General features: G+C 64.6%; 26 protein-coding genes and 1 tRNA gene. 6 read left to right on the top strand and 21 right to left on the bottom strand.

Annotation, left to right across the window (positions count from 1 at the left end; genetic code table 11):
* Positions 1-6: 6 nt before the first annotated feature.
* From B9N93_RS06855 to B9N93_RS06790, 16 genes are all read right to left on the bottom strand, one after another.
* Positions 7-1,311 (bottom strand): phage capsid family protein, encoded by a 1,305-nt coding sequence (locus B9N93_RS06855; protein ID WP_176225165.1) that lies wholly within the window; start codon positions 1,309-1,311, stop codon positions 7-9.
* 54 nt (positions 1,312-1,365) lie between these two features.
* Entirely contained in the window at positions 1,366-2,448 is a 1,083-nt protein-coding gene (locus B9N93_RS06850) for a hypothetical protein (protein ID WP_085212109.1), read from the bottom strand.
* Between the two features lie 65 nt (positions 2,449-2,513).
* The gene (locus B9N93_RS06845; RefSeq protein WP_125468877.1) at positions 2,514-4,538 is read right to left on the bottom strand and encodes a portal protein; all 2,025 of its coding nucleotides are present in this window, start codon (positions 4,536-4,538) and stop codon (positions 2,514-2,516) included.
* Between the two features lie 11 nt (positions 4,539-4,549).
* A complete protein-coding gene (locus tag B9N93_RS06840; RefSeq protein WP_176225164.1) occupies positions 4,550-6,097 on the bottom strand; it encodes a phage terminase large subunit family protein in 1,548 nt (515 codons plus the stop codon).
* The gene (locus B9N93_RS24530) at positions 6,033-6,428 is read right to left on the bottom strand and encodes a hypothetical protein (RefSeq protein WP_176225163.1); all 396 of its coding nucleotides are present in this window, start codon (positions 6,426-6,428) and stop codon (positions 6,033-6,035) included. The genes B9N93_RS06840 and B9N93_RS24530 overlap by 65 nt, the downstream gene beginning before the upstream one ends.
* Positions 6,391-6,681, bottom strand: a complete 291-nt coding sequence (locus B9N93_RS06835) for a hypothetical protein (RefSeq protein WP_176225162.1) — start codon at positions 6,679-6,681, stop codon at positions 6,391-6,393. Before B9N93_RS06835 ends, B9N93_RS24530 begins: the two co-directional genes overlap by 38 nt.
* A complete protein-coding gene (locus tag B9N93_RS06830; RefSeq protein WP_085212099.1) occupies positions 6,681-6,911 on the bottom strand; it encodes a hypothetical protein in 231 nt (76 codons plus the stop codon). The genes B9N93_RS06835 and B9N93_RS06830 overlap by 1 nt, the downstream gene beginning before the upstream one ends.
* Positions 6,901-7,065 carry a hypothetical protein gene (locus B9N93_RS25385; RefSeq protein WP_176225161.1) on the bottom strand — a complete coding sequence of 55 codons (165 nt, stop codon included), beginning with the start codon at positions 7,063-7,065 and terminating at the stop codon, positions 6,901-6,903. Before B9N93_RS25385 ends, B9N93_RS06830 begins: the two co-directional genes overlap by 11 nt.
* 119 nt (positions 7,066-7,184) lie before the next feature.
* The gene (locus tag B9N93_RS06825) at positions 7,185-7,637 is read right to left on the bottom strand and encodes a hypothetical protein (protein WP_085212097.1); all 453 of its coding nucleotides are present in this window, start codon (positions 7,635-7,637) and stop codon (positions 7,185-7,187) included.
* A 400-nt stretch (positions 7,638-8,037) separates the two neighbouring features.
* Positions 8,038-10,803, bottom strand: a complete 2,766-nt coding sequence (locus tag B9N93_RS06820) for a CHC2 zinc finger domain-containing protein (RefSeq protein WP_085212095.1) — start codon at positions 10,801-10,803, stop codon at positions 8,038-8,040.
* 151 nt (positions 10,804-10,954) lie between these two features.
* Positions 10,955-11,293 (bottom strand): hypothetical protein, encoded by a 339-nt coding sequence (locus tag B9N93_RS06815; protein WP_085212093.1) that lies wholly within the window; start codon positions 11,291-11,293, stop codon positions 10,955-10,957.
* Positions 11,286-11,843: a Rha family transcriptional regulator gene (locus B9N93_RS06810; RefSeq protein WP_085212091.1), complete on the bottom strand. Its 558-nt coding sequence runs from the start codon at positions 11,841-11,843 to the stop codon at positions 11,286-11,288. The genes B9N93_RS06815 and B9N93_RS06810 overlap by 8 nt, the downstream gene beginning before the upstream one ends.
* A 331-nt stretch (positions 11,844-12,174) precedes the next feature.
* Positions 12,175-12,723 carry a glycoside hydrolase family 108 protein gene (locus B9N93_RS06805; RefSeq protein ID WP_217807275.1) on the bottom strand — a complete coding sequence of 183 codons (549 nt, stop codon included), beginning with the start codon at positions 12,721-12,723 and terminating at the stop codon, positions 12,175-12,177.
* Positions 12,724-12,731: 8 nt separating this feature from the next.
* Positions 12,732-12,959: a hypothetical protein gene (locus tag B9N93_RS06800; RefSeq protein ID WP_125468874.1), complete on the bottom strand. Its 228-nt coding sequence runs from the start codon at positions 12,957-12,959 to the stop codon at positions 12,732-12,734.
* Positions 12,947-13,150: a hypothetical protein gene (locus tag B9N93_RS06795; RefSeq protein ID WP_085212085.1), complete on the bottom strand. Its 204-nt coding sequence runs from the start codon at positions 13,148-13,150 to the stop codon at positions 12,947-12,949. Before B9N93_RS06795 ends, B9N93_RS06800 begins: the two co-directional genes overlap by 13 nt.
* 78 nt (positions 13,151-13,228) lie before the next feature.
* Complete coding sequence (locus tag B9N93_RS06790; protein ID WP_125468873.1) at positions 13,229-13,480, bottom strand: hypothetical protein; 252 nt, start codon at positions 13,478-13,480, stop codon at positions 13,229-13,231.
* A gap of 97 nt (positions 13,481-13,577) precedes the next feature.
* On the opposite strand from B9N93_RS06790, the gene B9N93_RS06785 reads away from it, so the two are divergent.
* The 4 genes from B9N93_RS06785 to B9N93_RS06770 all read left to right on the top strand — a co-directional run bounded on the left by B9N93_RS06785 (position 13,578) and on the right by B9N93_RS06770 (position 16,299).
* Positions 13,578-13,940, top strand: a complete 363-nt coding sequence (locus B9N93_RS06785; protein WP_176225160.1) for a helix-turn-helix domain-containing protein — start codon at positions 13,578-13,580, stop codon at positions 13,938-13,940.
* A 250-nt stretch (positions 13,941-14,190) separates the two neighbouring features.
* Positions 14,191-14,664 (top strand): hypothetical protein, encoded by a 474-nt coding sequence (locus B9N93_RS06780; RefSeq protein WP_085212078.1) that lies wholly within the window; start codon positions 14,191-14,193, stop codon positions 14,662-14,664.
* Positions 14,665-14,679: 15 nt separating this feature from the next.
* Positions 14,680-14,898: a hypothetical protein gene (locus tag B9N93_RS06775; RefSeq protein ID WP_085212076.1), complete on the top strand. Its 219-nt coding sequence runs from the start codon at positions 14,680-14,682 to the stop codon at positions 14,896-14,898.
* Positions 14,899-15,183: 285 nt separating this feature from the next.
* Positions 15,184-16,299 (top strand): tyrosine-type recombinase/integrase, encoded by a 1,116-nt coding sequence (locus B9N93_RS06770; protein WP_085212074.1) that lies wholly within the window; start codon positions 15,184-15,186, stop codon positions 16,297-16,299.
* Positions 16,300-16,371: 72 nt separating this feature from the next.
* Here the strand turns inward: B9N93_RS06770 and B9N93_RS06765 are convergent.
* Positions 16,372-16,448, bottom strand: a tRNA-Met gene (locus B9N93_RS06765).
* A 95-nt stretch (positions 16,449-16,543) separates the two neighbouring features.
* Between B9N93_RS06765 and B9N93_RS06760 the strand changes: the two genes are divergently transcribed.
* Complete coding sequence (locus B9N93_RS06760) at positions 16,544-16,987, top strand: YqaA family protein (protein WP_085212072.1); 444 nt, start codon at positions 16,544-16,546, stop codon at positions 16,985-16,987.
* 11 nt (positions 16,988-16,998) lie between these two features.
* On the opposite strand, the gene B9N93_RS06755 is transcribed toward B9N93_RS06760, so the two are convergent.
* On the bottom strand, positions 16,999-18,888 hold the full coding sequence (locus B9N93_RS06755; protein ID WP_439897115.1) for a cytochrome c peroxidase: 1,890 nt from the start codon (positions 18,886-18,888) through the stop codon (positions 16,999-17,001).
* A gap of 142 nt (positions 18,889-19,030) precedes the next feature.
* Between B9N93_RS06755 and B9N93_RS06750 the strand changes: the two genes are divergently transcribed.
* Entirely contained in the window at positions 19,031-21,502 is a 2,472-nt protein-coding gene (locus B9N93_RS06750; protein WP_125468872.1) for a glycogen/starch/alpha-glucan phosphorylase, read from the top strand.
* Positions 21,503-21,547: 45 nt separating this feature from the next.
* Here B9N93_RS06750 and B9N93_RS25380 read toward each other — a convergent pair whose 3' ends face one another.
* From B9N93_RS25380 to B9N93_RS06735, 3 genes are all read right to left on the bottom strand, one after another.
* The gene (locus B9N93_RS25380; protein ID WP_176225159.1) at positions 21,548-22,042 is read right to left on the bottom strand and encodes a hypothetical protein; all 495 of its coding nucleotides are present in this window, start codon (positions 22,040-22,042) and stop codon (positions 21,548-21,550) included.
* 270 nt (positions 22,043-22,312) lie between these two features.
* Entirely contained in the window at positions 22,313-22,513 is a 201-nt protein-coding gene (locus tag B9N93_RS06740; protein ID WP_085212064.1) for a hypothetical protein, read from the bottom strand.
* Positions 22,514-22,608: 95 nt separating this feature from the next.
* Positions 22,609-25,035 carry a phosphoketolase family protein gene (locus tag B9N93_RS06735; RefSeq protein ID WP_085212062.1) on the bottom strand — a complete coding sequence of 809 codons (2,427 nt, stop codon included), beginning with the start codon at positions 25,033-25,035 and terminating at the stop codon, positions 22,609-22,611.
* Between the last annotated feature and the right edge of the window lie 188 nt (positions 25,036-25,223).

Genomic DNA, 25,223 nt, shown 5'->3' with positions numbered 1-25,223 from the left:
CGCTCCTCACAAAGAGATTTTCTTGACCACCGAATCGACGACGATGACGCCATGATCGGTGGGTTCCAGCTGGCCGTTGGCCGCTTGCGGGGTGAACCGGAGTTTCTGCATCCCCATACAGGTGAAGCCCCCGATGGCGTTGCCCCGGTCGTAGTCGTACTTGCGCCGCTTCAACTCGAACCAATAGCCGTTCGACTTCAAGCCGCCTTCCAGGAACCCCAGCGCTTGCCCGCCCATCAGCAAGGCCCGCTCCACCTGATAGCTGGAACCCAGCGAGCCGTTCACGGTTTGATCGCTTTCGGTGCCCGTATACCGGTCCGCCTCGGTGACGATCCTGGTGGTGTCGCCGGGATTCCAGCCCACCACGTAGTTCACCGGCATTTCCTTGATGAGGATGCCCTTCCACAGCCCCGGCTCGCCGTCGAACAGCGGATGCGGCTCGGACATGCTGGATTTGCGGGCATAAGCCATCTTCACCATATCCGCCCAGGTCCGCCCGCTGTTCTGCGTGGTGAACTGGTTCATCTGCGCGGGGGTCAGGAACAGCACCGCCTTGATGGGCTTGTCCATCGCCGCCCGGTCGCCGGGGATGATCACCGGCTGGAGCGGCACGTCCAGCACGTTCAGCAGCAGCGCCAGATAGTCGATGTGGTCCAGGGTCCAAACGTCCCCCGAGTCGACCGACCCCAGCCCCGCCCCGTTGTTGCCCGCGAACCCCGGTCCGTCGATGACCAAATGCCGGTTGTAGCTCGGTGCCAATATCCTGTTGACGGCGATCCGGTCGAAGTTGGTATCGGACGCCAACGGAATCACCCAATCGCCGCCCGTCCGGGTTCCGCGCGAGCCCGCCACATGGATCAAGGCCAACTGGTTGTAGGCTTTGGGGAACCACCCGGCCAGCGCCGATTCCGCCATCGGCAACAGTTCGGTCACGATGCGCTTCTGATCCATGCGCTTACCGGCATCGACCCCCTGCCCCATCTCGTCCAGCCGGATATCCTGGCTGGACGACTCCAGGCTCTGTTCATTGCCTTCCAGGTTGCGGTTCCCCATGATCGGCGAACCCTTCAGCGTATCGAACAGGGTGACGCTGGCCTTGTCGCCCGGCGTATTGGCCAGGGCGCTGATCCGCACCACCGGCATGGTCGGCGTGCTGCGCCCTTCCAGGGCGTCCTGGGCTTGCACCTGCCCGGTCTGGGCGGGGCCGGTCAGGTTCTTGAACCATCCCGGTGCCCGTGCGATGCGGCCAAAGGTCGATACCGTATAGGCTTTCACGGCATCGACATGGCCCGCGGGTCTTTGTGTCTGCATACTTGCACCCAATCGAGTAAGGCCATCCGGGGCCATCCCCGGACGGCGACATCGTTACCAGACGTGACGCCGCATGAATTCCTGCCGCTGCGCTTCGCTCATGGTGATCATGAGGTTGGAAAGCTCCGACAGGCTCATATGGTTGTAGCGGCCCTCGTCCGACTCTGGCGCGACCCCGCCGGGCAGGTCGGCAATCCGTGTCGGCACGAACTGTCCGGCCCGCGCCACGGCGGTGTCCGCTTGCTGCCTGAGGGTTTGGGAGGATTGGTATTCGGGGGGTAGGGCGACCTTGCCGACGGTCTGTTCAAGCTCCTGGGCCACGGCCTGGAAGAACCTCACCGATCCTGGGGGTTCGTTCCGCCAACGCGGCAAACCCTCGAACCGGTCGGCGATCTCCTTGGCCTCGGCCAGCAATCGGGCATTGGCGGGATTGGCCCCCGCCGTCGCCCGCAAATAGCTCAACACCGGCACTTGGTCCACGGCGGCTTGGATCGCCGCCATTTGCTCCCGCTCCTGGGTCTGGCGTTGCTGCCGGGCCTGTTGATGGATCGGGTCCACCCGCGCCTCCATCGCGGTGACCTTGTCTTGCAGGGCTTTCAGCACCGCTTGTTGGCTCCGGTAGGCCTTGGCCTGTTCCGGGAAATCCTCCTCCAGGATCGCCAACTCATCTTCCGTCAGCCCGCCCGCCGCAACGGCCTCCGCCGTCGGCTGTGCGCCCGGTGGCTGCCCGGCCCCGGCTGACGCCGGTTCCTGGCCCAATTGGGCCTTCAGCCTCGCGATTTCCGCTTCCGCCTCGCGGTTGCGCTGCTCCATCGCCTGCAGGTTCATCCGGGTGCTTTTCAACACCTCGTAGGGGATGGCGTGCTTGCCATCCGCCGTCAGGACCGGCCTCCCCTCCTCGTCCGCCGGGTTGTTGGGCTGCTCGCCGCCGCCGTTGGCCCCGGTGGGCGCGACCGTGGCCGTTTGCTTATCGCCCGTTGCGACCCCGCCGGGAACCTGGACCGCGCCGGAATCCATCTGCCGCGCCAGTTCGGAAAGGCTCGGCCCGGTGGCTTCCGGCTGATATAAATCCCCGAATCCCGTGGAATCATCGTCCGCGTCGTCGAACGACACCCAATCCCCGCTATTCACACTCATCCCATTACCCTCGCCTAGTTTGTCGGATAGGTCCGAAAATCCCCCGTATCGGCGGGGGGCCGTAATCAGTGCCGGGCCGCCGGGGCGTCCCCGGCCGGCCTATGGATTTGGTCGAGCGTCTCCAACTGCAACCTATCGGTCTGCGCCCGTTTATGCTCGGCGTCGGCCCGCGCCCGCTCGGCCTCGGCCTGGGTCTTGGCGATGACCGGCGCTTGCTTGAGTTGCTCCAGCGCCGCCGTGAGTTGCTGGACCTGCTGCTGTAAGGCCATCTTCTCGGGGTCTTCCCCGGTGTCGTCGTCCAACCCCAGGACTTTCCGCATCGCCCCGGCCAACTCGTGTTTCCTGGGACTATCGCCCAGTTCCACCCAATACGGCGCGGCGACGGCCTGTAGTTGGGGCGGCAGGCCCTTGATCATCTCGGCCATCATGGTTTGCTGCTGGGTGCGGTAGGTCGGCGTGGACGGCACATCCTCCAGCGCCACCTTCAGCTTGCAGCGCTCGGTGTCGTTTTCCAGGTAAACCAGGCCGGTCCGCGGGTCCACCGCAGGCCGGTTCAGGGTGATGATCGACCGGGGCTTGCCCCGTTCGCCCACCACCACGTCCACCTCCACACCCTTGATGCGCTGGCGGATTTGGCCCAGCAACCGCTCGCCGACCAGCCGCCGGGCATAGCCGAGGTTATCGAACAGTTCCGCCAGCCCCGTGGTGCCCTGGTTGATGAGCTGGTTGATCGCCGTGCCCGCCGTCACCGACCCGGCGTCGCCGAGCATCTGCCCGAACACCCCGGCCACCGACTGCAAGCCTTGTTCTGCGTCCTTCATCACCTCGAACTGCTGGTTCGCCAACTGGGCGTTGCGGCTGATATTGAACCCGCCCGCCTTGTTGGTCCGGTTCGGGTCGAGGATCACCGCGAAATCCGGGCGGGCCACCCGTTCCATGACATCCGTCACGGTGTTGTTGTTCTGGTCCAGGGCATCGGCGTCCATCTGCACCACCACCGACGACAGCAGCCACATCAGCATCTGCCGCCGGGCGTTCACCTCGTCCTGCTGCGAGACCATGGTGCGGATCATCCCGTAGGGGATGCCCGTCAAATCCTCCCGGAACGCCCAGAACGGAATCCAGGGCAACCCGTTGGGGATTTTGTCGCTGGCCGAAAGCCGATAGGGTCCGGCCCACAGGCTCACCTGCCACTTGGAATACAGCCGCGCCTCCGGCCTGACGCCCTGATTGACCGCCAGGAGGTGCATCGGATTGTCCAGGTCCAACTCCACCACCCGGCCATCCGGCAGCGCGAGTACATGCCCGCGCACATAGACCCGGTGCCGGACCTCGTGCAGGCACACCCGCCGCCGGGTCCGGTCGATCCACTCCATTTCCGTCAACGAGGACCGCGCGGGCTGTTCCGGCCCCTCGCTCAGCCAGGGTTGCCGGTCGCCGCTATCGATCCAGGCCCGGCCCCAGTTGTCGAACGCCGTGTCGAACACCCAGGCCCATTGCGGCAGCAGCCCCTTGAGGTAATCCACCTCGTACCAGCGCCGCCGGATCAACCAGCCCGCGTCCTTCAGGTCCGGCTTCCGGGCGAACCAGTCCCACCACATTTCCCGGCGGTGGATGTATTCCACGGTGTCGGGATAGTCGAACGGGTCCGGGCTTTCCCCGACCTCCACCCAACCCAGCCCGGCCTTGACCGACGCGCCGAACGCATCGGAAATCGCCCGGTCGGCCCGCGTCTCCCGCTCCGATTCGTGCAGCTTGCTGGAAAGCCCCTCGGCGGTCGCCTCCACCTCGTCGGTATCGGCCTCCACCCGCCAGTCCCGCTTGTTCTGTGCCTCGATCCCCAGGACCAGATCGATGGTCGGCTTGACCAGGTTGCGGATCAGCGGCCCCATACCCCGCGCTTCCAGCCGCGCCAGGGTTTCCCGGTCCAACTGGTTGTTGTCGTAGTAGTCGGCACACCTGTCCGCCTCCCCCCGCCAGTCCGGTTGATCCCGGATTTGCTGGGTGAACTTCTCGAACTGCGCCAGGGTCAGGCCATCGGAACGCGGGTCGCGGTCCCGGTCCAGCTTGTCCACCACCCGCTGCTGCATCCCGCCCTCCATCAGCGCCAACCCGCCTTGCGGCCGTAATAGCCGGACAGGGAGTCCCGCGCCACGGGCCGGGTCCGGGCGAACCTGAGCATCATCAGCCCGTAGCGGCTGGCGTCGATCCGGTCGTCGTTGGTCTTCACGATCTTGCCTTTCTTGTCCCTCCGGTAGATGGCCTTTTCCTTCAACCAGCCCTGGCACGCCCGGAACACCTTCCAACGCCCGGTTTCCATCCGGGTCAACATCTCGTTCAGCCCGGCCTCGACGCTCACCCGGCTGGATTCCGTCTCGGTGCTTTCCCCCACCTCCGGGAACCTCGCGTGTTCGTGCAGCATCGCCACGCCTTCGGCCCGGTATTGCCCGGCCAACTGGGTGCCCGACCCCTTCTCGTGCTGCAAGCCATCGGCGGGCCAGGCCACCGGAATCCAATCCCCCCGCGCCTTGATCGCCGAGGCATGGATGGGGGCCGACGATTCCGACGCCGCGTACTCGTCGTAGACGTACACGGTGTCGGTCTCCCGGTCCCAGGCCAGCCACACATTGGCGTGCGGATGGTCCCACCCGAAATCCTGCCCGCAGATGCGCGGCCAATGGTCCGGGAGGGGGAACGGATCGACCACGATCCCATCGTCGTCCACCGGGAAGATCAGCCCCGACCCCAGCACCGGCAACCCCTGCGACCGCGCCGCCAACAACCTTTTCGGCGTTTCCGCCCGGCGCTTGGCGATTTCCTCCGGGCTCAAATGCGGCGCGTCGTCCCACCCCGCGTTGACCGTGTACTTGGTGGTGGACTCCGGCACCGGCCCGATGCCGATCCCCGGCATGAACAGTTCCACCACCTCGGTGATGCCGTCCAGCGGCGTGTAGGTCAGCATCGACAGTCCGCCGGTCGTCATGAGCCGGATCATCGCCTCGTCATAGACTTCCCACGGCGGCTCCTCGTCGCCCCAGAACACATCGGCCTCGAACCCCTCGAACACCGCCCGGCCCTGCTCATAGCTCTTCAACTTGCAAATCGAATAGCCATCCGGTTGTCCCTCCTTCCAATGGACGACATACACCGTGTCGGCCATCGGCGGGTTGATCCCCGTGCGCCACAACGCCTTGGCGATGTCGTCGCCCGGCACCAGGCCCGTGCCCGCGAACGCCTTGCCGCCGCCCCGGTAGAGGATGGGCCCGAACAACTTCTCCTGCACGATGTCGCGGGTGGACTCCTTCAGCTTGCCCGCCACGATGGCCTTGACCGGCCTATCGAACCGCCGCCCCGGCCACCAATCCGGGTACCGGCCCGTCAGATGCAGGGCGCACTCGTAGCCGCCCATGCCCTCGGTTTTGCCGATCCGGTTCGCCGCCATGGCGCAGCGCTCCTGGAAATCCCTCCCGGCCCGGAAGAACTCCAGGTGCTTGGGGTACACCCCACGCCGGAGCGGGCCGGTCTCCGGGTAGTACGTGAACAACTTCCGCCGTGCCCGCCGCCGCTCCAGTTCCGCCAGTTCCCTATCCAGCGCCAACAATTCCGAGCGCTTCCTGTCGGCGGGCGATGCGTTGTTCGAGTTGCTCATCCGAGATGCTTTCCAGGTCCGCGAAAATATCGGTCTGTACCGACCCATCCGGGTTGACCGTGACCCGCGCCCCGCCGCGCTTCCCCGCCGGGGGGTTCTTGGCGAGTTCGATCTTCTCCCACTCCGCTTCCAGCTTCGCCACGCCGAGCGCCGCCGAAACCGTCTCCGACGCCGACAACCCCATGACGATCCCCCCGACCACCCGTGGCCCGGCCTGGATTTCCTCGATCACCACCGCGATGGGGTCGAACCCCCGCTCGCGGAACATCGCGCGGATTTGCGCCAGCCTCGATTCAACCTGTCCGGTCCGTGGCTTTTCCCCGGCTTCCATCGCTCAATCCCTCCTCGGCCAGGGCGAGGGCCGCGCCGACACGGGTCCGCGCGTCCAGGACGCCCCGGTCCGCCACCGCCGCCTCGATCAACCCATCCACATCGATGTCCACCCCGCGCAGGCGGGCCTCCTCGATGGCCCGCGCCCGGACCTCCGCCAGATCGACCTTGACGGCCTTGGCGGGCGGACGGGGCTTGCCGCGCCACAGCGTGGCGATACCCTCCCCCAACGACGAATACCCTTGCGCAGCCATCAACCCACCCAATGCGCCTTGACGAAACCGTAGAGCTTGTCGAAACCCACCAGCATCACGAAGGCGATCCCCGCCGCCAGCAGCCATCTCAACGCCCTGTAGGCGTTGATCAACTCGTGGAAATCCGCGATGTCCTGGATGGACAACGTGCGGCCATCGTCGATATCCACGACCCGCACCCTGTCGTCCCCGTGCTGGCCTTCCTGGCCGGGCCTGCCCTTAGCCGCCATGGGAAGCGTCCCGCGCGAAGAAACCCAGCGCGGCCACCGTCGCGGCCAGAATCAAATCCTCCGGCTCTGGGGATTGCCCGCCGGTCAGATAAGGTTGCCAAGCGACGGCGACCGCGCCGCCGAGTCCGCACAAGGTCGTCTTCCAGTTCCGCACGCGCCGCCTCCGGTGGAATTCGGGCCAAAAAAAAGCCCGCTATGGGCCATAGCGGGCTTTGGACATACCTATTCGATATTAGCTACTTTCTACCACAGCTCCGACACGGTTGCAACCCCCTAGCGTATCGACTGGCGCAAACGATGACCCAGCAATTGCCCCACCCGTTCCACCGCCAGTTTCCGTAGCGATTGGTATTCCCGCTCGCCCATCCGCCCGCCGCCCGCGCCCACCAACCGCACATCTTCCCGTCCCGTGCGGCACGGCATCCGCAACTGGTAGCGCTGGCGCAGGATCACCCGCAACCGGGGTTCGATCTGGGGCAGGATTTCTTCGACCAATCCGGCCAGGGTCCGCACCTGGGCCGCCGCCGCCCGGTCCGGGTCGTGGCCGCAACGACCGGAGCGCGGCGGGCGCGGGACGTGGGCGCTACGCCTGGGATAACCGCGTAGCTCCGCGTCCGCCGCCGCCCCGGACGCCGCGTACTCGCCCCAGAGCTTCAACGTGGCCTCCACCACGTCCAAGGCGACGATGGGCGTGACCGTTTTCTGGATTGGATTCCCCTGCCTCATGCCTTCATTCCCCGTTGCTGAACCGACCATCCCCACGCCTCTTGGTGACAGGACCAAACCCCGACCGGCACCCACCGGATAAACCAATAAGCGCACGCCACAGGGCAGACTCCCAGACTCACGGCAGACTCACGGCAGACTCACGGGCGCAAGCCAATGATTTCCAAAACATTTACCCCGCTTTGGTGAGTCTGGTGAGTCTGCTTTCCATATTCACGCGGAAGCTTTTTCATCATTCCCCCTGTAGGCTATGGCCTTGTGCGAAACCACCCGCGCGTAGAAATGGAATCCAAACTCAGCAGACTCACGGAACGGCCATAAACCCGTTCAGATTCAATCGGTTATCCCCGTGAGTCTGCCGTGAGTCTGCCGTGAGTCTGGTACTTTGGGATTTCCAGACTCACGCCTTGCCGACCTCGACCACCTTCCACTGCGTCTTGTGGCTCACCTTGCCGGCATCCTCAAAGCGCTTCCCATCGACCACCCGCTTACCTTTGCGGCTCAGGTGGACACCCAGCCGGTTGGGGTTGTAGCCGGTCTTTTCGCCGCAAATGTCCTTCAGCACCTCGCCCAGTTTCGCGTGGGGCTCGGATTTGGGCCGCTCCAATACCTCCCGGCAAACCGCTTGGGCAGTCATGGGCAAATTCCCGTAGCATTCCGCCCAAGCCTCCAGCAGCCGCGCCAGGTCGGCCCGGTCCTCGTCCTGTTCCTTCCACGCCTCCTGGGTCTTGCACGGGTCCGGCAACCCCAGCCAGCGCACGGTGGACGGCACCAGGGCCGCCCAGCGCTCGAAACTGCCCAGCCGCACCCCCATATCCGGCGAACCCGCCACGACATAGGCGTGCAGCAAGGTCAGGGCCGCGCACACCAGCTTCACCCGGTTTTCCTTGGCGTGCAGGATGGCGTCGCGGTCGAACACCCGCAGGTGCGGGTCCGCGCAGTTCGGGTTCAAATAGCACCGCAGCCAGCGCCGCGAGCTGTCCGCCGAGACCGTGACGTTGTTGCCCAGCGCCAGGAACAGGCTATCCGTGGGCCGCACGGTGGCGTTCTTCGACACCCCCAACACCCGGTCGAACACCGTTTCCTGGGTCAGCATCGAATCCAAGGTCGGGCTGGCCAGCGTCCGATTCACCTCGTCGATACAAACGATGCGCTCGCCGCCCAGCAGGGTCGCGAACAGCGCCTTCTTGAACTCCTTCTCATCGGCCTTGCCCTTGGAATCCACCGGCATCGTCATCATGGGCACGGTGCGCCCGGTCAGGATGATGCCGATGATGTCCGCCAGCTTGCCCTTGCCCGAACCGAACACCGGGGCGGTGATGATGAATCCCGGCGCGGGGCCGCACATCGTCTTGACCAGCCCGGTCAACACCGCTGTGATCAACACCGCAATATCGGCCCCGGCCTCCGGCTTGAACGGATTGAACAAATCCTCAAACTGCGCCCGTGCCCATTGCACCGCCGTATCGGTGCCGGGGTCGATCTTCTCCCCCTTGGTCCTGGCTGGCGGTAGCTTCCATTTCACGTCGCTGGCCAGATAAATCCCGGTCTTCGGGTCGAAGCCCGGCCTGGACATGATCGAGCCATCCGGGCGCAATACCGGCGCTTCCACCACCGCCCGCAGCACCGGCACCATCCATTCGTTGCCGTCGATGTACGATTCCGCGTACTCCTTCGGCAAGTTGCAGGGCAGCCAACTTTCGGCCCGGCTATTCCAAGACATGAACTTGCACGCCACCTGCATCCGGCGGCGCAACCAACCCACGTTGACCGGCACCAGGGTCAAAGCGCCGGGTTCAACCACCACTTCGCCTTGACGCTCGCGCACCCGGTCGATGTAGGCCGTCCGCGTCAATATCCCGCCCCGCTCGAAAAAGGGCGGGTCGGTGCCCGCGAACAGCACCCGCTCCGCTTCCAACATGGCGCTAATGAGCCGGTCGGGGCCGATCTTGACCTCCGGCCTGCCCTCGCCGCCGCCCCCGCCATCGTCCGGGCCGCCCCCTGGCCGCGCCGTATCGCCACCCAGCCTCGCGACACGCCCGGAACCATGCGACACGGTAGCCGGGGGTGGGGGACCATCATCGGTCCTACAGGTCTGGGTTCGATGCGCCTCGGGCGCGATGTAGACGGACCCTTTACGGATATGGGCCACCAGCGCGTCGCCGATGAGCCCCTCCCCGATGGCATCGGCGATATCCCAGCCGTCCGGCTTGTCGCCGGGGCGGGGAATCGCCACCAAATTCACCACCGCAGGCGGTTCCAGGGCGTGCAGCCGCGCGATGATCAGCCGCGCCGCCTTCATCCCCGGTTGCTCCGCCTCCGGCAGCAACGGTTTCGACAGCGGGTCCACACCCACCGCCGTTTCCTCGCGGGTCAACTTGACCCGCTTGGCGTCGCAGTCCGGCCAGATCGCGACGATCCGGCCCGCCAACGGCGACCAATCGGCCTTATCGACGGCTTTGCCGCCGCCGGGCCAGCTCACCACCACGAAATCCGTTTCCACTTGCGCGGATGCGACATCCACGCATTTTTCTCCCTCGACGATCAGCACCGGCTTGCCACCGGCCAGCCGATCCAATCCATACAGCGGGCGCGGCACCGGAAACGACAGGTCGCGCCACATGCGCTCTCCGGCTTCGTTCCGTGCCCAGGTCAGCGGCAGGACATCCTTGCCGCCGTCCGAAGTGCGGAAGCGCCGGGTATAGCCCAGCAGCCGTCCCTGTTGATCCCGGTAGGTGTACACCGCTTCCGGCGTACCCCGATGGCCGTGATTCAGCTTCGCCGCGAAGGCATCGGCATCCGCCGGGACGATGGGCGTCCATTCGCCGCTGGCTTTCCGCGCTGGCGGGGCCGGGCTGGCCGCAGGCCTGGACGTGGGCACGAACGCCCCGCCGCCCAGGATTTCCACCGCCTTGCGGAATCCCACCCGCTCATAGTCCCGCACGAACTTGATGGCGTCCCCGTTCGCGCCGCAGCCGAAGCAGTGGTACATCTGCTTGGCCGGGTTCACCTTGAACGAGGGCGTCGCCTCGGTGTGGAACGGGCAGCACGCCGCCCATTCCGCGCCATCGCGCCGAAGCCCGTCGCCCAAATACCGGCGCACCACCTCGACAATATCCACCCCCGCCAGCACGGCGCGGGTATCGATCCGGTCCGGGGCGGCCATCAGCGCCTCCCGGCTTTGTGCTGAGTCTCCGTGTCCGCTTCAGCCCACGGGGTCCGGGGTTGGCCCGGATTCGGGCGAAAAAAAAACCGGAACCCAGCCCCGAAAGGTGTCGCCGCGCGACAACCATATTTCACCAGGGCGGCGGGCATTCCTAACCCCCATACCCGGTCCGGCCCGCACCGGGCTGGCCATCCGGCGCGGGCGGCTGCGTGGCCTCCATTTCCGCCAAAACCGCCCGCACCTTCTCCTCGATGGCGTCCGCCATGAAAGCGTGCGGCTCGACACCCAGCCGGGCGGACACCCGCAACACCCGTTCCTTGGTGGTGGGCGACAGCGGAACGGGATACCGGCAGGTCCGCCCCTTGGCGCGGCCTCCGGCGTGGGCTTTCCCGTGGGCGCGGTTGCGCTTCGGGGCTTTCAACGAGCCCTCGGCCCGCATCCGCCGGGCCTCCTGTTCGAGGGCCAGGACTTGCGGGTCGGTTTCAGCCATGGCCCACCCCCCGGTCCCGCACCTTGCCGTGCAAGGTCAAGCCGGTCACGGTCCGCAACTCGCCCACCAACGCCATGGCCTGCCCGGCGATCACGTCGAGGGTATTCACCGTGGCGCAGAGGTCCATCAGCAGTTGCGCCGACACGGGCACTGCATCCGGCGGCACGGGCCGCGACTCGACCACGCGGCCCTCTTCGAGGGTCAATAGGAGGCGGGAACGGGTGGGAATGGAGATAGGCGGAATGAGGATGGCTTGCTCTAATTCCGTCAAACGGTCGATGATCCTGGCACGCACTTTGATGCTATAGCCGGAAACCAGGATCAGGGTTTCGCGCTTCGGCAAGATGAAAACGGGATAGGTTTGGCTGTTCTGGGGATTCGTATGGGTGTCCTGAAAATTCAGGAGACCCGCCTCCCCATAAAGCTCGACCAACATCTTGCGGCAATCGGCCATTACATTGTCATGGCGCTTACCACAAAGCTCTGCGATTTCGCGGGAGGACATGGAGACGACGGGCGGATTTTGGGCACGATTCGGCTGATTAGCCATGACGGACTCCTTCAAGCGAGATTGGAGCCGTCGCGTCTCTTTTCGACGAGAGATTGGCGACGGACGATGCGTGGGGTCGAAAACCGGCTTGAAGGCACCGGCCACGCTTGCGCGTGCCCACACACCGCCCGTCAGCACTCGATAGGCATACCATGGACATAAAAAATCCCCTGGTACGCACGAAACTGGGGCTGTGCGCCTTCAAGACTCGCGGGTTTCGACTCCCGGCCCCGGATGCGTCCGGGGAGCGGAAAAGAGGATAGCGCCGGGCGGAATGGGTGTAAAGCACGGCCACGACGCCCCTAATCGGCCAGGGGCAGGGCAAGCCGTTTCACAAGGCCACCCGATTCAGCAACCAGCCCAACACGAACGACTCATCCTTCTCCCTGCGCCCGGCCAGCTCAAGGTAGAACGCCCCTTGCTGGACATTCAACGCCCGGCATAACGCCTTCAAACCGTCCGTCTTGCGGCGCTGGCTCAAACCGAACAACGCACGGGCGGTCACCGGCCCGACCTTGCCATCCACCGACACATCCGGGTAATCGATCCCGGCCCGGTTCAACACGTTCAAAGCGCTCTGTAGGTTCCGTCCGGCGCGGGCGATACCCATGTTCACCCCCTGCTCGAACACCTCCAGCGCCACCTCCGGCGAGGTATCCGCGATGGCATCCAGATTCAACTTGTCCCAAAACTCCCTCTTGTAGATGCGGCGGGCCTCGCTCAGCGGCATCAACTTCATAGGACCGCTGTAGCCCGCCGCACGGGCGGTCGCCAACGTGATGCCGTACAGGGTCTCCCCACCGGAATCCGCCGGATGGTTGCTATACCGCCCCTCGATACCCACCACCTCGCGGAACGCCCGCAAAAACGCATTGCTCATTCCAGTCATCACTCGCACTCCGGGTCCGGGCCGGTTCCGGCCTGGGCCTGGAATCCGGCGATGAAATCGGCGACCAAGGCGTCCGTGTCCCCGCCCACCAAATGCTCGATGGCGACCTCCCGCGTAATGATCCGGGCCGCGAACTCCTCGACCGTGCATCCGCGCAGGTTCGCCGCCGACTCCAAGCGGAACCACAGTTCCGCCGGAATCGGCAAGTCCAGCGTTATCGCTCGCACTTGCGGTGCGACCGTTCCAGCCGCTCCATCAGCTTCCGGGCCGTACAATCCTCGCCCAGCAACTTCTCCTCCAATATCTCGCTGGCCCGCGTCGCCAGCTTCACCCCGCGCCGCGCCGCCGACCGCTCCAAGGCATCGGCCACCGGCACCGACACGGTGAGCTTGAGATTGATGAACCGCTTATCCGGCACAGCATGGACTCCTGAAAAAAGCCGGGCCGCAGCCCGGCGCGAGAGGAGGAAGCGCCGACATCCCCGGCGCGGTGGGCTTCATCGGACCGGAGGGGATTCGAGCGCGGGATACCGCCGCACATACCGGCGCTTCTGGCGGGGCGGGCCATTCGCGGCGCAAATGCCCTCGATGCTCAACCCCAGGTCCAGCAGCGCACGGTGATACTTCGCCAACGGCACGCGGTCGCCGCGCCGCCAATCGGCGGCGGTACGGGGTTTCACCCCGCACGCCCCGGCCACGGCCTCATCACCTTTTTGCCTAATGAAATCGCTCAAGGTCATCTTGCTCATGGACACCCTATTCTTACGAGATATTCGTAATTGTCAAGGCCAAAATCTACGAGATTATTTGATAGCCACCCGCCCATCCCCCGCCGACAATTCGACCATGGACGAAACCACCATCATCGGATTACGGCTCAAAGCAGCCCGCGACGCCAAAAACTGGACGCTCCAAGAGGTTTGCGACCGCGTGCCGGGCCTGAAACCCTCCACGCTGAACGGCTACGAACTCGGCAAGAGCGAAGCGAAGGTTTCGACCTACAAACGGCTGGCGAAAGTCCTGGAAGTCTCCGAGGCCTATGTGCTGAATTGCGACGAAGACTTGCTGAATGAACGGGAGCGCCAGATCATCCAGGCCTTCCGTCAGACCAACGAACAAGGCAAGCGCACCATCTGGAACGTTGCGGAATCTCAACCTCAACCCGGTCGCACACCCGAAACAACCGAAACCCCAGCCAACGCCGCCTGACCCTGGCGCACACGATCCCGAGCCGCCGCCCGACGGCTGACCCTTACCCCTTCCCAAAACCGTCCCCCAGCCCAGCCCGCCTTCCATCGCGGGCTTTTTTACGTTTTATTCGTAAAATCCCCGCTTGACTTTTACGATAAACTCGTAAAAATAGCCGCCAGCACGTCCCCAAGGCGTGTTGTTGTGAGCCCCACTCGGCGGGCCGGACCCACGGCCCGCGCTTTTCACACCCACCCGACAGGAGCATCCCATGCCCGCCCATCGACTCGGAATCCACATCGCCGCCAACGGCTTCGTCCTCATGACCAGCGAAAACGCCACCGACACCCACGTCTTCGGCAGCAAGTCCGCGCTGCTCGACCGCCTCGCGGCCATTTTGCCGGACCCCGCCAACGACGCGGCCCCCGCCCAAAGCCCCGCCTTCCGCGAAGGCGTGGCGGCGGGCACGCTGGGATTGACCGCCGACAACAACCCCTACTCCAAACCCGGCATCGGATATGGCGACTGGGAAACGGGCCGGGCCAGCGCCGCCCCGCACCCATCCGCCGGGACGGCACAGGCCGGACCCACCGCCAGCGACGGCCCCGGCACCCACTACGTCCAAGGCCAGGAAGCCGGACTCGCGGGCCGGACCGCCACCGACAACCCCCATCCCATCGGCACCCACGCGGCGACGGATTGGGAAGAAGGCCGCGCCGCCGTCGAAGCCGCGCTGGCCTACTAAGGGAGACCCGCCGCCATGACCCTCCTTGCCCGCCGCCTCTACCTCGCATGGCTCCGCAACCGCCGGGACAAGGCGCGGGCCGCCGCCAAACTCCACCACGGCCAAGCCCTGGACGCGCTCTACATGGAACACCTCCGCAGCCAGGAAGCCTTCGAACTCGACCGCGCCATCCGCCGCCTGGAACAAGGCACGTCCGGGCCGGAACCCGCGCCCCGAGCCACACGCGCACACTAACCACCCCCCAGCGGGGCCACGGACGGCCCCGCGCCCGACCTTCCCCACTTGGAGGGAACCAATGCCTGAATTCCCCCCGCGCTTCTTTCGTCCCGACCAAGCCGCCTACTACTGCGGCATGGGCCGCACCCTGTTCGAGCGCGAAATCAAGCCATACGTACCGGCCATACCCATCGGCAAGCAGGGCATCGGCTTCGACCGCGTTGACCTCGACCACGCCCTCGACGACTATAAGGCCCGCAACCTGTCGCCGGGCGTGACCACCGACAACGCGGAGGAAACCCCATGGCGAAACGAACCCACCCAGGACTGTACTGGAACAAGAAAACCGGCGAAGGCAGCATCGACAAGCGCGTCGGCGGAAGCCGCGTTCGACACCGCTTTAAGGCGGGCACGCAACAGGAAGCCGAAGCCGAATACCTCGCCGCCATCGACCGCGCCAGGACCGGGCAGGCCCAGGCCAACCAACCCCGGAAGCTGACCTTCCTGGACGCGGCGGCCCAATACCTGGAAACCGCCACCAAGGCCAGCATCGGGCGCGACGCCGACAGCCTCGCGGCGCTCCGCCCCCATATCGGCCACCTGCCGCTCGACCAAATCCACCAGGGCACCCTGGAGGATTTCATCGCGGCCCGGCGCGGGGAAGGCATCAAATCCTCCACCCTCCGCCGGGACTTGGCCGTGGTCCGCATGGTGCTGACCAAAGCGGCGCGGGTCTGGCGCGACCCGGACGGCAAACCCTGGCTATCCCAGGCCGTGCCGCTACTGGAAGCCCCCGACTGGGACGACGCCGCCGAACCCCACCCGCTCAAATGGGAAGAACAGCGGGCGCTGTTCCAGGCGCTCCCCAAGCACCTGGCGGAAATGGCCCTATTCGCCGTCAACACCGGCCAACGGGAACAAGTCGTCTGTTCCCTGCGCTGGGACTGGGAGGAAGGGATTCCCGAACTGGACGCGAAGGTATTCATGGTGCCGGGCCGACCCGTCGCCCGCTACGGCTGGGAAGGCACCAAGAGCAAAGAGGATGGCGTGATCGTGCTGAACCGCACCGCCCGCGCCGTCATCGAAGCCCGGCGCGGCCTCGACCCGGAATGGGTGTTCACCTACCGGGGCCACCGCATCGACCGTATGAACAACAGCGGATGGCGGAAAGCCTGGAGGGCGGCGGGGCTACCCCGCGACGACCGGACCCTCGCCGGGGTCCACAACCTCCGGCACACCTTCGCCCGGCGCTTGCGCCTCGTGGGCGTGCCGCTCGAAACCCGGAAGGCGCTGATGGATCACGCCGATGGCGACATCACCGTCCACTACAGCCCGGCGGAACTCCGGGAACTGTTGGACGCGGTGGAGCGCATCGTGGAAATGGAAGAAGCGCCGACCCTGTTGCGGGTGGCGCGGTGAACGGATTTACCCAGCGATTTACCCAGGCAACAAAAAAGGCTCAGGGCTGATGCCCTAAGCCTTTGAATTCATTGGTAGCAACGGCGGGACTTGAACCTGCGACACCCGCATTATGAATGCGGTGCTCTAACCAACTGAGCTACGTTGCCTTGGAAGACGCGCATCTTACGTTTCCGGCCACGCCGTGTCAATATCCACAGCCCGCGCCCATCCGCGTCGGATGGGCGCCTACCCTGAATGGAGGATGATCCGGGTGGAAGCATTGCAAGGCTCGTTCGCGCTGTGGAGCCTGTTCGCCAGCGCCTTCGTTTCGGCGACCTTGGCGCCGGGTGGTTCGGAGGCGGTGTTGGCCTATCTGGTCCATCAGGCTCGGCACGAACCGCTGATCCTGCTGGGAACAGCCACCTTGGGCAATACCCTGGGAGCCGTCACCACTTGGCTGTTGGGCTGGTTGGCCGCTGGGCGTTATCCCGCCCAACACCCCGCCGCCGACCCGCGCCGCCAAAAAGCCGTGGCCGCGGTGCGGCGACATGGGGTCTATCTTTTACTGCTATCCTGGCTGCCGGTGGTGGGCGATGGCTTTTGCTTCGCCGCGGGCTGGCTACGGCTACCCTTCTGGCGTTCCTTGCTGGCGATGGCCTTGGGCAAGGCTCTGCGCTACGCCGCCATCGTCTACGCCTTCCTCTGACCTCTCCAAGCTCAACGCGGGTCGCCCACCGGGGCGGCGAAGGCGTCCAGCACCAAGTCGCGGACATTGGACCCGGTCAAGGCGTTCAGGAACCCGACCAGATCGGCCCTTTCCCCGGCATCGAGATTCAAGGGTTTAATCAAAGGATCGAGGTTTTCATTGGGCACGCCGCCCTGGTTGTAGAACTCCACCACAGCCTTGAGCGTCGCCAGCGAGCCATCGTGCATATAGGGCGCGGTCAGGGCGATATTGCGCAAGGAGGGCGTCCGGTATTGCCAGCGATCCGCCGGGTTCTGGGTGATTTCGTAGCGCCCAAGGTCGTTGGGCCTGGGTTCGCTGACCGAGGCCAGCGCGGCGGGATCGATGTTCACCGCGACCCCCGGCGCGACCTGGATCGGGGCGGTCGCCGCCGGACCCATGGCGGCACGGTAGCCGATACCGGTGTTGTGCAAGCCCTGGTCGGTGAACAGCGCGTATTTTTCCCCCACCGTATGGCAGGCGGAACAGCCCGCCTTGCCGGTGAATAGCGCGAACCCGCGCTGGGCGGCGGAACCGAGCGCCCCCGCCTGCTGGCCATAGCGCCAGCGGTCGAAAGGCGAATCGGCGGAATCCAAGGCCCGCTCGTAGGCGGCGATGGCCATGCCGAGGGTTTCCATGGACGGCCCGCGCTTGTTGAAAGCCCGCTCGAACAGTCCGGCATAATCCGCCAAGCCCTTGAGTTTGCCGACCACATAGCCCACCGAGGGTGCGCCCATTTCGTTCCGAGCCAACAGCGGACCCCAGACCTGTTGTTCCAGGCTGTCCTCGCGGCCATCGTGGAACAGCCGTTGGAGATAGGCCGTGTTATACAGGGTCGGGGCGTTGCGCCGCACACTGCGGCCTTCGATCCCGACCGCCATGGCCTGCTCGTTGCTGGCGAAACCCTGCTCCGGGATATGGCACATGGCGCAGGAAAACGTATTGTTGAGCGAGAGGCGGCGGTCGTAGAACAGCTTGCGCCCGAGTTCGAGCTTGGCGGGGGTGATGGGGTTGTCGGGCGGCACCGGCACCTTGGGCAAACCCAAGGGTGGATGCTTGATGTAGCTTCCCAGATCGGCCCGCTTGCCCTGGCGCTCGGTCAACGCCGCCGAGCGGGTTTGGTAGTCGCCGCTTTCATAGCCAGCTTTGACATCGCCCGGACCCAAGGCACCGGCGGCGGGCGGTCGGAGGACGGTGGTGGTTTTGGGCCGTTCCAGCAGCAGCGTCCTGACATCGTTGAACAAGGTATCGGGATGCAGGAACGACACGGTATAAATGTTGCGGATGCGCCGGTCGCGGTCGATCAAATACACCCGGAGGATATGGGAAAATGTCCCGGTGAAATGGCCTTGGGCGTCGTAATCCTTTTGCGCCGTCTGGCCGTAGGCTGCGAGGATCGGCTGGATATCGGCCTCGGAACGGGTGGTGAGGAAGCGCCATTCCAAGCCCTCGCCGAAGGATTTCCCATATTGGGCCATGACTTCGGGCGTATCGTGGCCGGGGTTGAAGCTCAAGGTGACGAGCCGCAATTGGCGGGCGATATCGGGCTGTTGCAACAAGCGCTTTTGCAGCTTGTGGAACACGGCGGTCGCCAGCGGACAACCGTTCACATCGCCACAGGCCGAATAGATGAAGCTGAGCAGCACCAGCTTGTCGCCGTAGAGTTGGTGCAGGTTCAAATCCCGGCCCGTGCTGTCCAGCACGCGGCCATCGGCGGCCTGGCCCAGGGCGGGCAGTTCATAGGAGCCGGGTTCCGGCAACTTGAACGGGAGTTCTTGGTAGCCCGGCGCCAAAGGCTGGGCGGCTTCCCCGGCCCGGACGGAGCCCGCCAGCAGGCCGGTGGCGGCGAGGAGCGCCGCGCTCATGGATAAGATACTGTGCATGGATCGCATGGTCTGGATTTAAATGGAAAGGGTCGGGACAAGTTTAAGCGCTATTCGGGAGCGCCCCATCCAAGCCCGTGCCAAAACGCGCCGCCGCTCCCACCCCACAGCCGGATCGTTCCAACACTCGATGGAGAACAACATGAAGGAATTCCATGATGCTGATGCCGCCTCCACCAATCCCAAGAATATCGGGGAACTGAAAACGGCCTTGGTCAACCGCCTGATTTATTCCATCGGCAAAGACCCCATCGACACCCACGAACGGGATTGGTTCTTCGCCCTGGCCCATGTGGTGCGCGACCAAATCACCCTGCGCTGGATGGAGTCCATGCGCCAGTATTACCTGAGCGACGCCAAACGGGTGTATTACCTGTCGATGGAATTCCTCATAGGCCGCACCCTGGACAACGCCTTGCTCAATACCGGCGGCTACGAGGCTTTCCGCCTCGCCCTGGAGGACATGGGCATGAACCTGGATGAGATCGGCGGCGAAGAGGAGGAAGCCGCGCTCGGCAATGGCGGCCTGGGACGGCTGGCGGCCTGCTTCCTGGATTCGCTGGCCTCGCTCAGGATGCCGGGCTTCGGCTACGGCATCCGCTACGACTACGGCATCTTCTCCCAGCGCATCGAGGACGGCTGGCAGGTCGAGCATCCCGACAACTGGCTGCGCTACGGCAACCCCTGGGAATTCGCCCGGCCCGAAGTGCTGTACCGGGTGCAATTCTACGGGCGGCTGGTCGAGACCCAGGACACCGACGGCCAGCGCCGCTATCAATGGCTGGATACCCAGGACGTGATGGCGATGGCCTACGACCTGCCCATCCCCGGCTACGGCGAGGGCACGGTGAACAACCTCCGGCTGTGGGCCGCCAAAGCCACCCGAGATTTCGAGTTGCGCTACTTCAACGAGGGCAATTACATCAAGGCGGTGGAGCAGAAAACCTCGTCGGAAAACCTCTCGAAGGTGCTGTATCCCGACGACACCACCCAGATGGGCCGGGAACTGCGGCTGAAGCAGGAGTATTTCTTCGTCAGCGCCTCGCTGCAAGATATCCTGGTCCATTTCGGCACCGAGCATCGGGACCTGGCGGAATTGCCGGACGAGGTGGCGATCCAGCTCAACGACACCCATCCCGCCATCGCCATCGCCGAACTCATGCGCATCCTGCTGGACCAGCACGGGCTGGCCTGGGACCAGGCGTTCGGGATCACGGTGCGGATTTTCGCCTACACCAACCACACCCTTTTACCGGAAGCCCTGGAAACCTGGCCGGTGCGTTTGTTCGAGCGGCTGTTGCCGCGCCATCTACAGATCATCTACGACATCAACCAGAAATTCCTGGACGAGGTCGGGCGGCGCTTCCCCGGCGATGGCGATCTGATCCGGCGGGTGTCCTTGATTGACGAGGACGGCGGCAAGCGGGTCCGCATGTCGCACCTCGCCATCGTCGGCAGCCACAAGGTCAACGGCGTGGCCAAACTCCATAGCGAGCTGATGCAAAGCACCATCTTCCGCGATTTCGCCCGCCTGTTCCCCGACCGCTTCATCAACATCACCAACGGCGTCACGCCCCGGCGCTGGCTGCACCAGGCCAATCCCGGCCTCGCGGGACTCATCACCGAAGCCTTGGGCGATAGCGCCTGGGTCTCGGATTTGGAACGGCTGCGCGGTTTGGTCCCCTTGGCCGGGGACGCCGAATTCCGCAGCCGGTTCCGCACCGCCAAGTTCGACAACAAGGCGCGGCTGGCCGGGCTGCTGAAACAGCGGCTGGGCCTGGCACTCGACCCCGCCTCGCTGTTCGATGTGCAGATCAAGCGCATCCACGAATACAAGCGGCAATTGCTCAACCTGCTGCATGTGGTCACCCGCTACAACCGCATCAAGGACCAGCCCACAGCGGCCTGGATACCGCGCACCGTGATCCTGGGCGGCAAGGCCGCGCCGGGCTACCGCATGGCCAAGCTGGTCATCAAGCTCGCCAACGACATCGCCCGCGTGATGGACCGCGACCCGGCGCTGCAAGGACGGCTGAAACTGGTGTTTGTGCCCGATTACAACGTGTCGCGGGCCATGGAACTGATTCCCGCCGTGGATTTGTCGGAGCAGATTTCGACGGCGGGCACCGAGGCGTCCGGCACCAGCAATATGAAGATGACGATGAACGGCGCCCTCACCATCGGCACCCTGGACGGGGCCAATATCGAAATCGCCGAGCAGGTGGGCCGGGACAATCTGTTCATCTTCGGCCTGACCGCCGGGGAATTGGCGGAACTGCGCCGCCGCGGCTACCAGCCCTGGGATTATTACCACGCCAACAGCGAACTGCGGCGGGCCTTGGACATGATCGCCTCCGGGTATTTCTCGCCGGAGGAGCCGGATCGGTTCAAGCCCCTGGTGGATTCCTTGCTGATGGGCGGCGACCAGTGGGCGGTGCTGGCCGATTACGCGGACTATGTGGCGGCGCAGGAGGCGGTGGACCGGCTCTATGGGGACGGGGAGGCGTGGGCTAGGCAGGCGGTGTTGAACGTGGCGGGGTCGGGTTGGTTTTCCAGCGACCGCTCGATCCGGGAATATGCCGGGTCGATCTGGAACATCCAGCCCCAGGCTTGACGGGATGGATAGCGCGGGGAGCGGCGTTCCACTCCCCGCACGGGCTCAGGCCGCGGCCAATCCGGCTTCGGCCAGACCTTCCTCGGCGTGCTTGTCGGTCTCGAAGTCCTTCTGGGCGGCTTTGAAGCCATCGCGGACGCCTTCGCCCATGGCGTTGTTGCTAGGGATCAGGCTGCCGACCATCAGGGCGCCGAACACCACGCCGTAAGTGGCGTAGTAGAAGCCGGTATAAACCCCCTTGCGGACGAAGCCCTTGAGACTGGCCACGGCGGCGCGGGCATCGGTCGCGCCCTCGCGGATGGCCTCGGAGAGTCCTTCGCTGGGCGCCTGGGTCACTTCCAGGGCGGTGGTCTGGGCCGCTTCGGACTCCATGATACCGGCGGCTTCCGGGGTTTCCACGGCTTCGCTGACGGTCACGGTGTCGGTGGTGGCTTCCACGGCTTCGCTGAGTGCCACGGTTTCGGCGGTCTCGGTGGTTTCCACGGTTTCCGGGGTGGTTTCCACGGTGGTGTCGGTGCTAGCGGAATGCTTTCTTGCCATCTTCGGTTGCTCCTTGGGGAGGATGGAACGGATTGAATGATCTCGCCAGTTCGGCGATTAACCCCTTTTATAAATCAAATCGGGCGGCTCCCGCTATCGCGAAATGGATCGATCCGCGAATTTTCATAAAAACTTAACAAAGCAGTGTTAGCCGGTGCGGCCCGCCAAGTAGGCCGTGGATATACCGCCGCTCTCGGTAAGGCAACCTCGATAGCGTCGTTCCGGCAGTCCCGCTGGAACGACGGATCGCCGTCGGAACCCCCCGCCTACCTACCTCGATTCCTCCTCGATTTGCCGCCGCTGCGCCTCGGCGGCTTCCAAGGTCTGCTGCTCGACCTCACGGGCTTTGTCCAACGGTACCTTGGCCGCATCCAGCAACACCCTATCTTGCGGGGTTTTATCGGTATCGCCGGAACACCCATCCAACCACAGCGCCACCAGGACGATAGGCAAAAACACTTTCGATAACATCGGAACCTCCGGGAATCTGGAACGACAAGATTTTCTCCACAGGGACGGAACAGGGCCGGGAATCGCCCCCGCCCCGCCCCAATATCAACCCCCGCTCAACCCTCCCACCGCCAATCCGCCACCTCCGGCAAATCCGTCCCGTGGGCGTAGGCATAATGGCGGCAGGCCAGTTGCCGGTTCTTGAACTTCTCCTTGGCGTGCGCCCCGGCCACATGCAGCCTCGGCACCCGGTCAATCACGTCGATGGCGAGGCTGAAACGGTCGATCTGGTTGTTGATCGCCAATTCCAGGGGCGTGTTGATATTGCCTTTTTCCTTGTAGCCGCGGACGTGCAGGTTCTTATGGTTGGTGCGGCGGTAGGCGAGACGGTGGATCAACCAGGGATAGCCGTGGAAATTGAAGATGATGGGCTTGTCCACCGTGAACAAGCTATCGAAATCGCGGTCGCTCAGCCCGTGCGGATGCTCGGTGTCCGGTTGCAGCTTGAAGAGGTCCACCACGTTGACGAAGCGGAGCTTGAGGTCGGGGAATTCCGCCCGCAGCATGGCGACGGCGGCCAGCGCCTCCTTGGTCGGAATATCGCCGGCGCTGGCGATCACCACATCCGGCTCCACGCCCTGGTCGTTGCTGGCCCAGTCCCACAGCCCGATACCCTTGGTGCAATGGACAATGGCCCTCTCCATGTCCAGGTATTGCAGGTGGTTCTGCTTATCGCACACGATGACGTTGACGTAGTTTTCGCTACGGAGGCAATGGTCGGTCACCGACAGCAGGCAATTCACATCGGGTGGCAGATAGATGCGGGTGACTTGGGCGCTCTTGTTCACCACCACATCGAGGAAACCGGGGTCTTGGTGGGTGAAGCCGTTGTGGTCCTGCCGCCACACGGTGGAGGTGATGAGCAGGTTCAGCGAGGCGATGCCCGCCCGCCACGACAGATGGTTGCAGATCGACAGCCATTTGGCGTGCTGGTTGAACATGGAATCGATGACATGGACGAAAGCCTCGTAAGTGGAAAAGAAGCCATGCCGCCCGGTCAGCAAATAGCCTTCCAACATGCCTTCCAGGGTGTGTTCGCTCAGCATCTCCATGACCCGGCCCTCGGGGTCCATCTCGGTGCCATCGGCGTCCTCGGGGAAATACTCGGCGATCCAGAATTTCCTGGCCGTCTCGTACACCGCGTTGAGCTTGTTAGAAGTGTTCTCATCCGGCCCGAACACCCGGAAATTCCTCATATTGGCCTGCATGATATCGCGCAGAAACACGCCCAAGGGCCGGGTGTTCTCGGCCTCGATCCGGCCTGGCCGTTCGACCGCCTGGGCGTAGTCGCGGAAATCGGGCATCCTGAGCGCCTTCCGCAACAAGCCGCCGTTGGCGTGGGGATTGATCCCCATGCGGCGGTTGCCGGTCGGGGCGTAGGCGCGGAGTTCCGGGACCGGGGCGCCGTCGGCGTCGAATAATTCTTCCGGCTGGTAGCTCCGCATCCAGTCTTCCAGCAACTTCAAGTGCGCGGGATTTTTCTTCACATCGGCGATGGGGACTTGGTGGGCACGCCAGAAGCCCTCGACCTTGTGGCCGTCGATCTCGCCGGGCGCGGTCCAGCCCTTGGGACTCCGCAGCACGATCATCGGCCAACGCGGACGCTGGACCGGCCCCCCGGCGCGGGCCGTGGCCCGGATGGCGCGGATATCCTCGACGCAGCGGTCGAGGGTCGCGGCCATGGCCTGGTGCATGGTGTCGGGATCGGAGCCTTCCACGAAATACGGCCTCCATCCGTAGCCCTCGAACAGCTTTTCCAACTCGGCATGGCCGATGCGGGCCAACAAGGTGGGATTATTGATCTTGTAGCCGTTGAGGTTGAGGATCGGCAACACCGCGCCGTCGCGGGCCGGGTTGAGGTATTTGTTGATATGCCAGGAGGTCGCCAAGGGTCCGGTTTCGGCCTCGCCATCGCCCACCACCGCCGCCACGATCAGCCCCGGATTATCGAACGCCGCCCCGCAGGCATGGGACAGCACATAGCCCAGTTCGCCGCCCTCGTGGATGGAACCGGGGGTTTCCGGGGTGCAATGGCTGCCGATGCCGCCAGGAAAGGAAAACTGCTTGAAGAAAGCCAGCAAGCCTTCTTCGTCCAGGCTCTTGTCGGGATAGATTTCGGAATAACTGCCTTCGAGGTACACCGGACCCAGCACGCCCGGCGCCCCATGGCCCGGCCCCGCCAGGAAGATGGCGTCGAGATCGTATTGCCGGATGGCGCGGTTGAGATGGGTATAGGCGAAGGACAGGGCCGGGCTCGCGCCCCAATGGCCCAAGAGGCGGTTCTTGATCTGTTCCGGCTTGAGCGGCTCCCGCAGCAGGGGATTGTCCTGGAGATAGATCATTCCCAGGGCGAGGTAATTGCAAGCCCGCCAGAAGGCGTGGGTCTGGCGCAATTGTTCAGGGCTTAGGGGCGCACCTGCCACGGTGGCGCGGGCCGGACCAAAAGCGGTGATGCTGGCATTGGCTTGGGCGGTATCCGACATGAGTCCCTCCTGGGATGTGCGATTTTTACGATCCGGCGGCAAGGGTACGCCGGTTTTTTGAAGGCTTTCAATACGGAAAGTGCGGATTGGGTATCCGCGAAGCCGTAGCGGTCCCAACGGGCGCAGCGGGGCGGGCGGATACGGCAAAGCCGCGGCTGTCGCCCGTGAAGGATAGCTTCTATGATGAA

This window comes from Methylomagnum ishizawai (assembly GCF_900155475.1).
GTDB classification, from domain to species: Bacteria; Pseudomonadota; Gammaproteobacteria; order Methylococcales; family Methylococcaceae; genus Methylomagnum; species Methylomagnum ishizawai_A.
This window is presented reverse-complemented; position numbering and strand designations above follow the sequence as displayed.

What these genes read in the sequence shown, in the direction of transcription:
- B9N93_RS24530 (WP_176225163.1), bottom strand. Translation starts at nt 6,428, where the DNA reads ATGGAAGCCGGGGAAAAGCCACGGACCGGACAGGTTGAATCGAGGCTG.
- B9N93_RS06835 (WP_176225162.1), bottom strand. Translation starts at nt 6,681, where the DNA reads ATGGCTGCGCAAGGGTATTCGTCGTTGGGGGAGGGTATCGCCACGCTG.
- B9N93_RS06750 (WP_125468872.1), top strand. Translation starts at nt 19,031, where the DNA reads ATGAAGGAATTCCATGATGCTGATGCCGCCTCCACCAATCCCAAGAAT.
- B9N93_RS06775 (WP_085212076.1), top strand. Translation starts at nt 14,680, where the DNA reads ATGACCCTCCTTGCCCGCCGCCTCTACCTCGCATGGCTCCGCAACCGC.
- B9N93_RS06810 (WP_085212091.1), bottom strand. Translation starts at nt 11,843, where the DNA reads ATGGCTAATCAGCCGAATCGTGCCCAAAATCCGCCCGTCGTCTCCATG.
- B9N93_RS06790 (WP_125468873.1), bottom strand. Translation starts at nt 13,480, where the DNA reads ATGAGCAAGATGACCTTGAGCGATTTCATTAGGCAAAAAGGTGATGAG.
- B9N93_RS06780 (WP_085212078.1), top strand. Translation starts at nt 14,191, where the DNA reads ATGCCCGCCCATCGACTCGGAATCCACATCGCCGCCAACGGCTTCGTC.
- B9N93_RS06785 (WP_176225160.1), top strand. Translation starts at nt 13,578, where the DNA reads ATGGACGAAACCACCATCATCGGATTACGGCTCAAAGCAGCCCGCGAC.
- B9N93_RS06770 (WP_085212074.1), top strand. Translation starts at nt 15,184, where the DNA reads ATGGCGAAACGAACCCACCCAGGACTGTACTGGAACAAGAAAACCGGC.
- B9N93_RS06850 (WP_085212109.1), bottom strand. Translation starts at nt 2,448, where the DNA reads ATGAGTGTGAATAGCGGGGATTGGGTGTCGTTCGACGACGCGGACGAT.
- B9N93_RS06845 (WP_125468877.1), bottom strand. Translation starts at nt 4,538, where the DNA reads ATGCAGCAGCGGGTGGTGGACAAGCTGGACCGGGACCGCGACCCGCGT.
- B9N93_RS25380 (WP_176225159.1), bottom strand. Translation starts at nt 22,042, where the DNA reads ATGGCAAGAAAGCATTCCGCTAGCACCGACACCACCGTGGAAACCACC.
- B9N93_RS06805 (WP_217807275.1), bottom strand. Translation starts at nt 12,723, where the DNA reads ATGAGCAATGCGTTTTTGCGGGCGTTCCGCGAGGTGGTGGGTATCGAG.
- B9N93_RS06820 (WP_085212095.1), bottom strand. Translation starts at nt 10,803, where the DNA reads ATGGCCGCCCCGGACCGGATCGATACCCGCGCCGTGCTGGCGGGGGTG.
- B9N93_RS06815 (WP_085212093.1), bottom strand. Translation starts at nt 11,293, where the DNA reads ATGGCTGAAACCGACCCGCAAGTCCTGGCCCTCGAACAGGAGGCCCGG.
- B9N93_RS06740 (WP_085212064.1), bottom strand. Translation starts at nt 22,513, where the DNA reads ATGTTATCGAAAGTGTTTTTGCCTATCGTCCTGGTGGCGCTGTGGTTG.
- B9N93_RS06760 (WP_085212072.1), top strand. Translation starts at nt 16,544, where the DNA reads ATGATCCGGGTGGAAGCATTGCAAGGCTCGTTCGCGCTGTGGAGCCTG.
- B9N93_RS06755 (WP_439897115.1), bottom strand. Translation starts at nt 18,888, where the DNA reads ATGCACAGTATCTTATCCATGAGCGCGGCGCTCCTCGCCGCCACCGGC.
- B9N93_RS06855 (WP_176225165.1), bottom strand. Translation starts at nt 1,311, where the DNA reads ATGCAGACACAAAGACCCGCGGGCCATGTCGATGCCGTGAAAGCCTAT.
- B9N93_RS06840 (WP_176225164.1), bottom strand. Translation starts at nt 6,097, where the DNA reads ATGAGCAACTCGAACAACGCATCGCCCGCCGACAGGAAGCGCTCGGAA.
- B9N93_RS06735 (WP_085212062.1), bottom strand. Translation starts at nt 25,035, where the DNA reads ATGTCGGATACCGCCCAAGCCAATGCCAGCATCACCGCTTTTGGTCCG.
- B9N93_RS06825 (WP_085212097.1), bottom strand. Translation starts at nt 7,637, where the DNA reads ATGAGGCAGGGGAATCCAATCCAGAAAACGGTCACGCCCATCGTCGCC.
- B9N93_RS06830 (WP_085212099.1), bottom strand. Translation starts at nt 6,911, where the DNA reads ATGGCGGCTAAGGGCAGGCCCGGCCAGGAAGGCCAGCACGGGGACGAC.